At 39.5% G+C, this 13,894-nt stretch carries 12 protein-coding genes and 2 tRNA genes; 8 read left to right on the forward strand and 6 right to left on the reverse strand.

From position 1 onward, the window contains the following. The first annotated feature begins 41 nt into the window (after window positions 1-41). The gene (locus AYR53_RS03985) at window positions 42-260 is read left to right on the forward strand and encodes a hypothetical protein (RefSeq protein ID WP_068225824.1); all 219 of its coding nucleotides are present in this window, start codon (window positions 42-44) and stop codon (window positions 258-260) included. A gap of 108 nt (window positions 261-368) precedes the next feature. Then, window positions 369-545 carry a hypothetical protein gene (locus tag AYR53_RS13505; protein ID WP_156520002.1) on the forward strand — a complete coding sequence of 59 codons (177 nt, stop codon included), beginning with the start codon at window positions 369-371 and terminating at the stop codon, window positions 543-545. Between the two features lie 400 nt (window positions 546-945). On the opposite strand, the gene AYR53_RS03990 is transcribed toward AYR53_RS13505, so the two are convergent. From AYR53_RS03990 to AYR53_RS04000, 3 genes are all read right to left on the reverse strand, one after another. Beyond that, window positions 946-1,018: transfer RNA gene (locus tag AYR53_RS03990), tRNA-Ala, on the reverse strand. A gap of 80 nt (window positions 1,019-1,098) precedes the next feature. Then, on the reverse strand, window positions 1,099-1,611 hold the full coding sequence (locus AYR53_RS03995) for a hypothetical protein (protein ID WP_068279147.1): 513 nt from the start codon (window positions 1,609-1,611) through the stop codon (window positions 1,099-1,101). Between the two features lie 244 nt (window positions 1,612-1,855). Then, entirely contained in the window at window positions 1,856-4,276 is a 2,421-nt protein-coding gene (locus tag AYR53_RS04000) for a LysM peptidoglycan-binding domain-containing protein (RefSeq protein ID WP_068279136.1), read from the reverse strand. Window positions 4,277-4,699: 423 nt separating this feature from the next. Here AYR53_RS04000 and AYR53_RS04005 point away from each other — a divergent pair. From AYR53_RS04005 to AYR53_RS04015, 3 genes are all read left to right on the forward strand, one after another. Continuing rightward, window positions 4,700-4,771: transfer RNA gene (locus AYR53_RS04005), tRNA-Val, on the forward strand. A gap of 403 nt (window positions 4,772-5,174) precedes the next feature. Then, a complete protein-coding gene (locus tag AYR53_RS04010; RefSeq protein ID WP_068225827.1) occupies window positions 5,175-6,026 on the forward strand; it encodes a glycosyltransferase family 8 protein in 852 nt (283 codons plus the stop codon). Further along, complete coding sequence (locus tag AYR53_RS04015) at window positions 6,001-8,295, forward strand: glycoside hydrolase family 31 protein (RefSeq protein WP_225359772.1); 2,295 nt, start codon at window positions 6,001-6,003, stop codon at window positions 8,293-8,295. Before AYR53_RS04010 ends, AYR53_RS04015 begins: the two co-directional genes overlap by 26 nt. Window positions 8,296-8,352: 57 nt before the next feature. Here AYR53_RS04015 and AYR53_RS04020 read toward each other — a convergent pair whose 3' ends face one another. The 3 genes from AYR53_RS04020 to AYR53_RS04030 all read right to left on the reverse strand — a co-directional run bounded on the left by AYR53_RS04020 (window position 8,353) and on the right by AYR53_RS04030 (window position 10,614). Next, window positions 8,353-8,997, reverse strand: coding sequence for a VTT domain-containing protein (locus AYR53_RS04020; protein ID WP_068279133.1), 645 nt, complete (start codon window positions 8,995-8,997; stop codon window positions 8,353-8,355). Between the two features lie 227 nt (window positions 8,998-9,224). Beyond that, window positions 9,225-10,085, reverse strand: a complete 861-nt coding sequence (locus tag AYR53_RS04025) for a DegV family protein (RefSeq protein WP_068225829.1) — start codon at window positions 10,083-10,085, stop codon at window positions 9,225-9,227. Then, window positions 10,069-10,614, reverse strand: a complete 546-nt coding sequence (locus AYR53_RS04030) for a DUF1836 domain-containing protein (protein WP_068225830.1) — start codon at window positions 10,612-10,614, stop codon at window positions 10,069-10,071. The genes AYR53_RS04025 and AYR53_RS04030 overlap by 17 nt, the downstream gene beginning before the upstream one ends. Window positions 10,615-11,283: 669 nt before the next feature. On the opposite strand from AYR53_RS04030, the gene AYR53_RS04035 reads away from it, so the two are divergent. The 3 genes from AYR53_RS04035 (at window position 11,284) to AYR53_RS04045 (ending at window position 13,857) form a co-directional block, all read left to right on the forward strand. Further along, entirely contained in the window at window positions 11,284-12,057 is a 774-nt protein-coding gene (locus AYR53_RS04035) for a MetQ/NlpA family ABC transporter substrate-binding protein (protein ID WP_100077728.1), read from the forward strand. Between the two features lie 85 nt (window positions 12,058-12,142). Continuing rightward, entirely contained in the window at window positions 12,143-13,183 is a 1,041-nt protein-coding gene (locus AYR53_RS04040; protein WP_082920431.1) for a methionine ABC transporter ATP-binding protein, read from the forward strand. Then, the gene (locus AYR53_RS04045) at window positions 13,177-13,857 is read left to right on the forward strand and encodes a methionine ABC transporter permease (protein WP_404802827.1); all 681 of its coding nucleotides are present in this window, start codon (window positions 13,177-13,179) and stop codon (window positions 13,855-13,857) included. Before AYR53_RS04040 ends, AYR53_RS04045 begins: the two co-directional genes overlap by 7 nt. Window positions 13,858-13,894 lie beyond the last annotated feature (37 nt).

Here is a 13,894-nt window from a genome sequence, read left to right on the forward strand (position 1 = left end):
AGTAATTCCGTTGTCTGTGTTTGTAAACGGAGGCCGGAGAGATGCGGAGTTTTAGTTATACTGGTTTAGTGCATTTTTTAACGACCAACCAGCAAATAAGCCCAATTAAGGTTAGTGTGTTTGAATCACCAAATCAAATGCATACAATTTATATCAAATCAGTGTCTGAATTGGCAAAATTTAATCATAATGCCGTTTATAATTTTGATGATGGTGTGAATAATTGTATCACGCACTATAACGATAAAAAGAACACGTAAATGATTAAATTTTACGTGTTTTTTTATCTAAATTAGTATTAATTGAGCTTTTAGTCGTAAATCAGCTATACTGAAAATTAGATTAAAAGACTTGATTGGAGGATGATTATGCTCCCACTAAAAGTTACGGAACAACCAGGTGGCCAACTTTTTATTGTTGAGGCGATAAGTGGGCGTTATCGACCAGGAATTGCTCATTCGGTACCACGTGCCTTACAAGATTTTGTTATTGAAAATAAGCTAAAGCAAGAATCCGTAAAAATTGTGAAATGGCTTAAGAAATAAAGAATGGGCTAATAAAAATAGTTGAATCTAAATTAATATTCATGATATTTTAGCATTTAAAAATGGATTTTCTACTATGTTTTGCCGATCTGACGGAGATCGGCTTATTTTTTTGTAGCAAATAGAAACTATTTACGGTAGCAACGCTAGACGAGTATTTGCACTCTTTCTTTTCAAGATCACCGTATTATTTTACAGCCGTCTAAATAAGAATATGACCAATAAAAAGGCCGCTACTCAAACAAGTAACGACAACCGCCAGTACTTAATTCTATTTGTCAGAAATGAGCATACTTTAGTTTTGATTATTGAAAACAAAATACCGCTATCACTAGATCAGTGATATAACGGTATTTAGAGGCAAATGTTTAATCATTCACAACTCTATTAAACTACAAAATGGACCCGAACGGACTTGAACCGTCGACCTCCTACATGCGAAGCAGGCGCTCTCCCAACTGAGCTACGGGCCCGAAATGGCTACAAACAACCACTTCATTATTCTACCACAAGTTTAGCTAGGTAGAACAGTCTTTCTATGATTTTTATGCTACTAGTTAAAGGCAACCTTTACTTGCCGACTAGTTTCGTTATCATTTTTTGGTGTGATTCTAATTTGGAGATCGTCCTTGGTGTTTCGTAAGCGATAAGAAAGTTCAAAATCTTCGTTTTCATTTGGACCAACATGATCAAGAAAATCGTCATCTTGTTCCGTTAATTTTAATTTGGTACCGTTTTGATAAACTGCTACTTCACCAACGTCAGAAAATAGTCGGTCATCAGTTGTTTGGTTTAGCCAACCAATCTCTAGTTCTACTTGTTGTTTGGTTTCTGCTTCGACCTTAATTTGGCTAACATTAAAGCTTTTAAAGTTTAATGTTTTTGGGAGAACATTTACTTTGTCATCCGCACCGACATTTAATTTGGTTGAATCAGATTTTGCGGTGCTTGTACTGTGGGTGGTAGTTTGTTTCTTGTCATTAGTTGTGTCATTTTGCGTGGATTGGCTACAGCCGGCCAATCCCAGCAACGTTACCCCTAATAAAACAATGGCTTGTTTTTTCATTTAAAACAGTCCTTTCTTGTTCCATAGTTAGTCGTTACTTAAAGCATACTTAATTTAACGTGGTTTAGCTATTTTTAAGCTAGGGTATATCGGAAAAATTTCACAAAAATAAGACCTACGACAAAGGAACAAGTCGTAAGCCTTAAACTGGTTTTAGTCGTACTAGCGGCGGCCCAAGAAATTTTGGCCTAACACTAATCAGTTATAAAAGATTAACAGGAATCGTTTTGAGACACAATCTCAGTTAAAAAGTCAAAACTTGCCCAACTAAGATCATATTTGGATCGTTAATTCCGTTAATTGAAGCCAATTCTTGAACAGACATCCCATGGGCAGCAGCGATGGCGGAAAGGCTGTCGCCAGATTTAATGCGATAACTATTATTGGTAGTTACTTTAGCGGTGGTTGTCGCTGAACCAGAAATAGTTAATACTTGCCCAACATAAATAGTATTTGTGTCATTAATATTATTCTGTGTCGCTAACTTTTGAACAGATGTACTGTGGTCAATCGCAATACCATACAGTGTATCACCAGCTATAACTGTGTAACGATTACTAGTTGGCTTTTTTACTGTAGTTGGTGTTGTGCTGGCACTCGTATTACTACCGGCCACCAATAATTGTTGGCCGACGTAGATTAAGTTCGCGTTACTAAGGTTGTTCTTACTAGCTAGGCCTGCTGCAGAAGTGCCATATTTTGTTGCAATACCGGATAATGTATCCCCAGATTTAACGGTATAGTAATTGGTTACTTTAGTGGTCTGTTTATTGTTGGAAGTTGCTGTTGTTGTCGTGCTACCTGAAACCCAAAGATTCTGGCCAACGTAAATTAGATTTGCGTTACTAATGTTATTTTTACTGGCCAGGCTTTGTGCCGAGGTATTGTATTTCAAAGCGATGCCAGACAACGTGTCGCCTGATTTTACTGCGTAATAGACTTTACTATTAGTTGTCGGTTTGACCAAATTAGTAGTTGTTGTACTTTTTTTTGTGGCTTGCTTAACCAGTAAATTTTGGCCAATATTGATTAAGTTGGGGTTACTAATATTATTCCAAGATGCCAAGTTTGTGGTTGTATTATTGAATTTAGAAGCAATACCAGATAGGGTATCACCAGATTTAACTGCGTAATGAACCGAACCATCCGAGCTAGTTGTGCTAGCAACACTAACTGTACTGGTTGTACTTGTCTTATTGTTGAGATCAACAAAGTTAGCTGTGGTTCCACCGTTAAAAGCGATTTGATCCCAAGCAGTTAAATTCCAGCTACTGATAATATTTCGTAGACTAGTAGTGTAGTTAGGGTCAGTTGCGTAACCATCAGCACGAACTAAATAAGTTGCGGTATTGGCATCTTTAACACCTAGCAAATTATGGTAGCGCGAGTTATCAACAAAAAAGGCACCGTGATCCGTAACACTGGTAGAGTTATTTGGGTAGACGCGGAAATTATCATTAATGGTGGTGTAATATCCATAATATTCTTGGGTTGGTAAGGATACGGATTGACCATTATAAGAACCCTTAATGCCAAATAAGTTATGGTAGTTAGCCGCTAAACTTGATTGTCCCCAACCACTTTCAAGGATGGCCTGTGCGGCAGTTAAGGAAGGTAACACACCGTACTGTTGCCACCCAGCAATTGCCCCAGACTGAATGCTATCTAAAAAGGCCTGTTGGTAAGAGATGGAGCCACTATCCGAGCGGGTAATTGTTTGTGGTGTGCCGGTTGCTTTATAAGCAGCCAATGCTTTGGCTTTGGCTGCTGCAAGTGCTGTAGCACCATTATCATCATTGCTAAGGTTAGTCACTTGTAATCCAGAGGTACCGCCTTTAGCCATATCATTAACAGTTGTGTAGACGGCCGTATCATCTGACGCGGTACGCGTAATTGTAATGGCGGAACTTTTTACGGTTGTCGCAGCGGAACTATTTTGAGTCGCTGCTGAGCTTACTGTAGCAGTAGCAGAACTACCTTGAACTGCTGCTGAGCTTGCTGGACTAGTAGTGGCCGTTGCTGTAGAGGCTACTTCAGTTGAGTTACTTGAGGTAGCCGAATTAGCCGTTGATTGAACAGTGTCTGAAACGGCCGTGCTACTACTTTGGACCGCTGAACTTGCCTGTTTTGTTGTTAAGCTAGTTTGCTCAGCGTTCAGTGCTTGGTTTGGCTGAGCAGAGGTTTGAACTGCAGCGCTTGTAAGTTGTTGCTTGGCTGTGTTTGGCTGCTTATTGGCTGCCGTATTATTACTAGAAGCCGAACTAGCCACTGAGCTGCTGTTTTGCGTGGTCGCTTGCTTGATTGTGCTTGCTTGGGCCGCGGTACTAGAAACTTCACCGGTAGCGGCGCCTGATACAACCGTATTTGGCGCAATATTGTTAGTTGGTGCGGCGCTGTCCTTTTCTGAAGCGCTGGAACTAGCAGTGGTTGTTTTTAAAGTTGCCGTACTATCAGTGTGCTTAGCGGCCGCTGAATTTGTGGTTGTTGTGGTGCCTGTTGTTTTTTGTTGTGTTGTAGCAGCATTGGCGCCGGTCTGAATATTAAATAAACTAAACCCAAAAGTTAGGACTGAAATACCAGCGACTGTCCAATTTCTTCCTGCCTTATACATTTTGTAATGGACTTTTTTATTACTCATTTCATTATTGTGCTCGTTTTCTTGCATATGTAGAACCTCCCAAAAACTACCCCTACTTGATGACTAGTGTCGTGTGATTAAATGTTATCGAACTTAGATGCATTTCCAAACACGCTCTAAGATTACCTTTGATGAATATCTTTTCCCAAATATAAAAAATAATTATTAATAATTGACTAAAAAATGATTGTGCTTATGGACATATTAATGTCATTAGTTTAAAATTAGCACGCTAAAAATACTGTGTCAACGCGGTAAGTGTTACATTTTAGTGACAAAAAAATGATAGTGGTCATTTACAAAAATTGAAGCGACGATTAGATGGTAAATCAGTGAAAATTAGCCTTTTTGGCATATATTTTAACTGTGTAATTAAAATATAATTGAAATAAAAGATAGCTTCGGCTCAGTTTTATTAAAAGTGGTAGAATAATAGAGTAACAGTTACTTGGACCTTTAGCTCAGTGGGAGAGCACTTGGGTCACAACCAAGGGGTCGACGGTTCGAACCCGCCAAGGTCCATAATAGATACAAGAGTGAGGCAAAAGTCGGTTTTGGGTTCACTGCGTAACGTAAGCTAATAACCGTACCGTGGTTATTAGCTTAGCTGTAGTTAGGCACGTGAACCCAGACTTTTGGCGCACGTTTTAGAGTAATGATCGAAAATAGTAAGCGACTAGGACTTTTGTTCCAACCGCAATTAACCTCAATTTAGCCGATAGACGGCAAATTGGGGTCTTTTTTTGTAAAAAAGCATATTAGTTGTCTCAATTTTGGTTTGATCTTATCGTTGGAATAAGAATCGACTAGCTAATCTAAATTTTTTCGCTACCTTTGCATTAAATTAAGTAGAACACGTTTTGAAAATGATTTTTGACTGAATATGGTTAAAAATTAAGGCAAACTTGATGGGAGGTTGGCCAATATGGAAAGAATTGCGATCGTTAATGCAACTAATGATGCGTTTGTTCCCGTTTTGCAAACTCTGCATACTTCTTTATTACAAAATAATTCGACGGCCTACGTTGATTTTTTTATCGTTGATAATGATCTAAGTTTTAATGGGAAAGGGCGCTTGGCCGCCAATATTGCGCACTTTCCCAATGCGGCAATTCACTTTGAAACTGTTTCTCTGATGGCCGATACTGATTTTGTAGAAAGCAACCGTATTCCCAAAACGGCCTATTATCGGCTAATGGCTCCCTGTTTATTTCAAAATAGTAATTTTTCGCGGTTGCTTTACCTTGACTGCGATATGGTCGTTACTGGCAATATTATGAAATTATGGCAGACTGATTTGGCCGGAAATGTGATCGGGGCCGTTGAAGATGCTGGTAATCTTGACCGTTTTGCGGCCATGGGGCTAGATACTGGTGGTGCACGCTATTTTAATTCTGGTCTATTACTAATTGATTTGGAAAGGTGGCGGCAAGAAAAAATAACTTCAAAAGTAATGGCCTTTATTCGTGACCATCCAGAAAAACTGAAATATCATGATCAGGATGCGTTGAACGCCGTTTTGTATTCTAAATGGTATCAACTTCACCCACGGTTCAACGCCCAATCTGATTTAATGCTTGGTATTACGAGAACATTTGATGCCAAAACGGCACGCTTAAATCGTGAGGCCCGCCAACGGCCAACTATTATTCATTACTGTGGTCACGTCAAGCCTTGGCATTCGGATTATCAACACGCGGATTTGCAGGCAATTTATCGTTATTATGCGCAGAGAAACGGAGGAGTCGCTGATGGAGCAGAAGATCAATACCAATAGTGTTAGTAGTGAAACTTATCGTTTTACGGTTTTAACATCACGGTTAGTTCGAATTGAGTACAGTGCAGACGGCCATTTTGAAGATCACTTTACCCAAATTGTGCAAAATCGGGATTTAGGAAGAGCTCATTTTGAAGTTTACCGGCAACGTAATCACCATGAATTAGAGATTGTAACTGATTATTTTCATCTGTACTATGAAGGCGGGCCACTAACACCGGCATCACTGTACATCGACACTAAGTATGGTTATTCTGATTACGCCAATCGGTGGTATTTTGGTCAAGCAGTGGAAACCCTGAAAGGAACTGTTCGTACTTTGGACAAGGCCGATGGTGCAGTTGACTTGGATGAAGGATTGATGAGTCGTAACGGGTATAGTGTGATGGACGATAGCCGCTCGTTCATTATTGAAGGTGAAACTGTTCGGCCCCGAACGGCATTGGGGGAGGACTGGTATTATTTTGCTTACGGACACGATTATTTAGCCTGCCTACGCGATTTTTACCGTTTAACAGGATTTCCTCCGCAATTGCCACGTTATGCGTTAGGTAATTGGTGGAGTCGTTATTTGGCCTATTCGCAAAGTGAGTATAAGTCCTTATTCGAAAAATTTACGCAAAATGAGATACCCTTTTCGGTTGCCGTTTTGGACATGGACTGGCATTTAATTGATATTCCGCATCGCTTTGGTAGCGGTTGGACTGGCTATACCTGGAATAAAGAGTTGTTTCCGGATCCAGAAGCATTGCTTACTTGGCTACACGAAATTGGCAAGCGAGTTACGGTTAATTTACACCCGGCAGATGGTATTCGGGCGTATGAAGCAAGTTACTCCACAGTAGCCAAACATCTAAACCTTGATACGGCGGCCGAGGAACCGGCTCTGTTTAATCTAAGTGATTCTGCTTTTCGGGAAAGTTATTTTAATGACGTTCACCACCCCTTAGAAAAGCAGGGAATTGATTTTTGGTGGGTTGATTGGCAACAAGGTAAGAATTTAACGCCACAACTTGTCGATCCACTTTGGCTATTAAATCATTACCATTTTCGCGATCATGCTAAACGACACGAGGCCGGGCTCATCTTATCACGTTATGCCGGTTTTGGTAGCCACCGGTATCCAATCGGTTTTTCTGGAGATACCATAGTTTCGTGGAAATCATTGGCGTTTCAGCCATATTTTACGGCGACAGCTAGTAACGTTGGTTATACGTGGTGGAGTCACGATATTGGCGGTCATATGCACGGTGAACGGGATGATGAATTAGCCTTACGGTGGTTACAATTTGGTGTTTTCAGTCCGATTATGCGGCTACATGGTAGCGGAAATCCGTTTAGTGGCAAAGAGCCTTGGAATTACAAGGAACCAAATGCATCGATTATGCGCGAATATCTTCGCCTGCGCCACCAGCTAATTCCTTATTTAGAAACGGCCAATTATCGTACGCACACGCTAGGGCAACCGTTAGTACAGCCAATGTACTATCATTATGATCAACCAGAAGCCTATGAACAGCAGAACCAAGCACTTTTTGGAAGTGAATTATTAGTAGCACCGATCATTTCACCAAAAATACAGCACTTGGACCAATCCAAAGTGACGGTTTGGTTTCCACCGGGACAGTGGTTTGATTGGTTTACTGGTCTACGTTACCGCGGCGATGTTACGTTAAACGTCTACCGTGATGAACGGCGGTATCCTGTATTTGTTAAGGCTGGGGGGATCGTACCGCTGAATCCTGATTCAATGGCGGATGCAACCCAACTTCCCGAAACCTTGCTTATCCGGATCTTTCCTGAGGCAAATAATCGTTATGTTTTGGCAGAACGGCAAGGAGAACGGATCGCAACAACGACATTTATTTGGAATTGGGATCAGCGCAAGTTACAAATAGAAGTTCAAGATCCGGCCAGTATTTTGCCTAACCGACGCCGGCTGCAGTTGGAATTTAATGCCTTAGGTACTTTTAGCATCAAGGCGAATGATTCGGCGGATATTTCGGTAGAAAATAATCAGGTTACTTGGCGGCAGGGAGATAGTTTACAATTACAGCTAATTGATTGTGAGCCAGTCCAGCAGCGAGATGCCGTAACCGAGCGTTTATTTGATAAACTTAAACGGGCGCAAATTAATTTTGATTTGAAACGAACAATTTGGCAGAAATTTCTGGCCTCTAAAAATAAAGGTCAATTTGTTAGTTTCCTGAATACTTTGGACGATCAGGATTTGGCCAGAATGCTGTACGAAATTGTGTATTTATTATAAAAATGAGCGGTTAAATTCTTACGTGGCGTAGTAAGAATTTAACCGCCTTTTTCGTATTTAATTGTGTTCGGTTGCAGGCCTTTTCCAGTGATCCCATCCAGTTTTTATAAGGGAAGGTAGTGCTGAAATAATAAAGAAGCCAAGTAAAAACCAAGTTAGATTATGGTGAACAATTGGTAGGCGACCTAGGAAAAAGCCAAGTGCCGCGATAACATCTACCCACACAAGGACACCAATGGCTGTATAAAACAAATAATGAAGTGGGTTCATTTTAGTGGCGCCAGCAATTGTTGGAATTAAATTTCCTAAGATTGGAATAAAGCGGCCAAATATAACGATTTGTTCGCCATGATTATTTAAGAGCCTTTGCGCGCGACCAAAACGAGATTGCGCGTTAGATTGAATTGCCCTGTGCCGATAAAAATGTTGACCAATGTAATATTTAACGATGTTACCGAAAAATGCGGCCAGAAGAAAATCAAGTAAAAGTCGCCAAATATTAAGGCCAGAGGTGGAGGATGCGGCCAGTGTACTGGCCAAAAAGATAAATGATTGTCCAGGAATGAAAACGAAAACTAACGAGGCCGTTTCTAAAAAAATGAGAATGAATAAAATTAGGTAAACGGATTGGCCTAGATGTTCTAAAAAGGGTGACAGGTAACTTTCCAGATTAAAGATAATGTTGATTAATTGTGTAAGCACGATGAAGCCCTCCTTGATAAAAACAGAAATAGCCGTGGTTAGAAAATATTCGAAGCTTCCAAACTAGAGGGTGCTTGAAAAGGCAATTTTTTCAAATACGCTTTAGTTCTTTGCTACAGTCATATACAAAATATCCAGAAATATAAAAAGGCGTTGCGGCAAAGTTTGTTTTGTCGCAATACCTTTTATTATCCCACGATTTACCAAGAGATGAAAATTTTTAATACTTAGTCGTCTAATATTTGAATACCAACTCCAATTAGACCAGGGCCAGTATGAACACCTAGAGCCGGTGAAACATTACCACTATAGATTTTACCAACCTTAGGGTGCTCAGTTTCCAGTTGCTGCTTTATCTGGGCAGCAATTTTTGAATTAGCACCGTCAGCAACGGCGAGATTAAATTGTTGTGCCACACCGACCTGCTGCTTCACAAGTTGCAATAACTTTTGCAAGGCCTTTTTTTCACCACGAACTTTTGCAACTGGGTAATAAATCCCGTTATCATCACAAGAAATGATTGGCTTAATATTTAATAGCGCACCAGCCATGCCAGCCACGCGGCCAATTCGACCACCTTTTTGTAAATAGGTGAGGGTGGGAACGTAGAAGAAGACTTTGGTACGTTTTGCCACCGTTTGAACACGTGCCACAATTTCACCACGTTGGAGACCTTCTTCAGATAACTGTGTGGCCAAAATAGCCGAGAAGCCACTAGCAATACCAATATTTTTGGTATCAATTACACTGGCCTCTAGTCCAGAAACCCGGGCGGCCAATTGTACTTGCTGGAAAGTACCGGATAGGCCACTAGAAATACAAATAGCAATTACATCGGTGTAGCCTTCAGCTTTAATTGTTGCGAAGGCCTTTGAGATTAGATCACCAGTGGGCGAAGCAGTTTTTGGAACTTCCTGATCAAGGTTAGCGTAGACCTCTTCTGGGGTAATCGTTACTTTATCTAAATAAATTTTATCATGGTAGGTGATTGTCATTGGAACCATGAATAGATGGTGGGCCTTAATGAACTCTTCCGGAACGTCAGAACAAGAATCTACTAAAATAGCAACATTAGTCTTTTGGGTCATTTTTGTACTCCTCTCGAGCCAAGATCATAATTTTCTCACTGACCAGCTGATAAATGACGGTCGTTGCGGCCGTTTGTTGAATCGCTGCGTCCCAACTAAAGACAGTCGCTGTTTCTACTGGCTGGACTGGTTGTTCTAAGGTCAAGGCCGTTAATTTCTGGGTCATTAACCGAACAAAGCGATCATAGGCCTCTTGCGCAGTTACGGCATTTAGTTCCTGTGCAAAACCTAAACGAATCATATCCAATGGAAAAGCCGTTTTTAAAATTGAAAGCACAATGACTGCGGCCAGATGTGTGCGCTGATATTTCTTTTTAACGGGTTTAAACATAACCTTGTGCTTAACGTAATTATTAATCATTGCTGGTGTGACGGGATCCAGCTCAAAGGGGGCCAAATATTGATTAACTAAACTCACTAGTTGGTCCATATAAATATCAAATTTAGGAAAATCTTGCCACATAGGTAATTTAATTCGCCGAAAGTCGTTCAGCCAACTTTGTAATTCAGGGGGTAAATTATTTGCCATTTCAGTCACTCTCCTTTGAGACAATATAATTAGTATAGCTTTATCATCTAGTTCTGTAAACTAGATAGTATGAAGTGAAAAGATTAATTAATTTCTAGATGATCAAACCAATATAGAAAACGAATAGTTAAGAAAAGTGCTGGCCTTATACAAATCGGCTCCTTAGTCACATTAAAAAATCATCAATTTTTAAAAAAGATTGACTTTTTCTCATCATTGGTTAATACTGTTGTAAATTAATAGTTCAGATAAATGTAAAGATGAGTAAGTTATGGAACTGATCAAAGAGAGTCATCAGACGGTGAAAGATGACATTAGTTTATAACTAAAGATGGTCTTTCGATATCGTTTTTGAAGTCGAGCAGTTTTGTTAGACGACAACGGGAACTCCCGTTATAGAGAACGGGTATTTGTGTAGCAGTATTCAATTTTGGCTGTTGTGCTGTACCTAATAAGAAATGGCTCGTGAGGGTTATTTAAAATAAGGTGGTAACGCGAAAAAGCACTTTCGTCCTTTGTCTAGATTAATAATAGATAAAGTAACGAGAGTGCTTTTTCGTTTGCTAAATAAAGAGAGGGGTTTTCAAGATGATCAAAAGAATAAATTGGCATAGGTTTTTATTTTCACTATTGCTTGGGACAATTGTATTTATAGGGGGCAATGTGCTGATGACTCAGCGTAGCGAAGCACAGACAACCGCAAAGGAAACTATCAGACTAGCGACGTCACCTGGTCCATATAGTGATCTATTTTTGAAAGGTGTGAAACCGATCCTTGAGAAAGAAGGTTACAAGGTAACTAGCCAATCCTTTTCAGATTTAAATCATGCAGATGAGGCCTTGGATCAAGGGGATGCTGATTTGAATGTGGAACAGCATACCGCATGGTTAGATAATTTTAATAAGCAGAAAAAGGCACACTTTGTAGGAATTGCCTATGTACCAACTGTTCCAATGGGGATTTTTCCAGGTAGTAGTAAGTCAATTAAAAATATAAAAAAGGGCGCAAATATTGCAATTCCTAATGATCCGGCAAATAGATCACGGGCTTACCAATTATTACAGCAGGCAAAACTCATTACTTTGAAAAAATCGGCCAAGAATTCGGTAACAGTGTCACAAACTGATATTGCCAAAAATCCACACCATTTAAAATTTACGGAAATGAATTCAAGTCAAATTCCGCGCAGTATAAAGGATGTTAATTATGCAGTTTTACCAGGTAGCATAAGCTATAGTGCTAAGATTTCTGCTAAAACAAGTCTTCGTCAGGAAAAGTTAGCAAAACAATATTTGTTAGTGGCAACTGTCAATAAAAAGAATCAAAATAAGCCGTGGGCAAAAGCGGTTGTGAAGGCCTATGCATCTAAACAATTCAAGACTTACGTTAAACAACATAATCAACAGGGATATTGGTATATTCCAAAGACAGAAATTAATTAAATATCTTTACCGGAAAAATATTAGACATTTTACAAGACGACTATATCTTGCAAAGTAGAATGAATTTTTAACGCAGGGGGCAGCGATGGTGGAAGATCCTATTATTTCTTTAAAAAATGTTAGTGTTACATTTTGCGGCAATGAGAAAAATGTAACTGCTGTCGATCACGTTTCCTTTGATATTCAAAAGGGTGATGTATTTGGTATTATTGGGTATTCTGGAGCAGGTAAGAGCACTCTGGCCCGGACAATCAATTTTTTACAAAGGCCAACACAAGGACAAATTATTGTTAACGGTCAAAGTTTAATAGATTTATCGGCTGCACAATTGCGAAATTCTCGCAAGAAGATTGGTATGATTTTTCAACACTTCAATCTCATGAATACAAGAACAGTTGAAGAAAATATAACACTGCCACTTTTACATAGTGGTTTATCAAAAGTGGCACAAAGAGAAAAGGCCGAACGATTATTAAAATTGGTTGGTTTGGCCAACAAGAAAATGTCCTACCCACGGCAGTTATCAGGAGGGCAAAAGCAAAGAGTTGCAATTGCACGATCTTTGGCAAATGATCCAGAGATATTAATTAGCGATGAAGCAACGAGCGCCTTGGATCCCAAAACAACAGAAGATATTTTGACTATTTTGAAGAAACTTAATACCGAATTACATTTAACTATTATTATGATTAGTCACGAGATGGAAGTCATTAAGAGCACCTGTAATAAAGTTGTTGTTTTGAATCAAGGGAAAGTCGTTGAAAATGGTAGTATCTTAGATCTTTTTTTACATCCCAAGGAAGTATTGACACAAACCTTTATCGGTTTTGGACATCAAAATAATGATGTTATTCAGAGCCTAGATTTACGGCCTAAAGAGACGGTGATAGAAGTGACATTCATTAACAGTCCTAATGAGGATCAAGCAAAAATCGTTGAGATTATTGCGGTATTGGGAGTTCCAATGCGTATTTTTTATAGTAATTCGCAGTTTATTCAACAACGAGTAATTACCAATTTAATTCTTGGAATACAAGGGAACAAAGAACAAGTTGCCAAAGTTCTGCGACAACTTAAGAGCCATCGATATAACTACCAATTAACGGGAGGGGGCCGCTCATATTGAGCTTAATTTCCAAATTTTTTCCTAACGTTGTTGCAAATCAGGATCAATTTGTGCAGGCCATTGGACAAACGCTTTATATGACTGCCATTTCCATTATTATTGCTGGCATTTTTGGTGTTGTTTTCGGTGTTATTTTAGTGGTGACAGAGCCTAATCAGTTACTAGAAAATAAATTTGTTTATCAAATTGTTGATAAAATCATCAATATTTTTAGAGCGATTCCGTTTATTATCTTATTAGCATTATTAACGCCAGTGACCCGGGCCATTATCGGTACTTCTATCGGTACAACGGCGGCCATTGTACCGCTGGTGTTAGGCTGTTCTCCGTTCTACGCTCGCCAGATTCAAAATGCACTGGCTGAAGTTGATCCAGGTATGGTAGAGGCATCGCAGGCTATGGGACTGACACCACTTGATATTATTATTCATGTTTATCTAAAAGAGGGACTTTCGGAGATTGTGCGAGTTTCAATTGTCACTATTATTAGTTTGATCAGTCTAACGGCAATGGCCGGTGCAGTTGGGGCTGGGGGATTAGGTGATATTGCCATTACCTTGGGTTATAACCAATTTGAAAATGATGTGACTATTGCTGCAACTGCCATCATTTTAATCATGGTTTTACTGATTCAATTGATTGGTGATTTCTTTATTAGAAGATTAGAACATTAAAATAGTTGAAAGTACCGCACTAAATTAGTCAGGTAAA

The sequence above is a fragment of the Loigolactobacillus backii genome (genome assembly GCF_001663675.1).
GTDB lineage: Bacteria > Bacillota > Bacilli > Lactobacillales > Lactobacillaceae > Loigolactobacillus > Loigolactobacillus backii.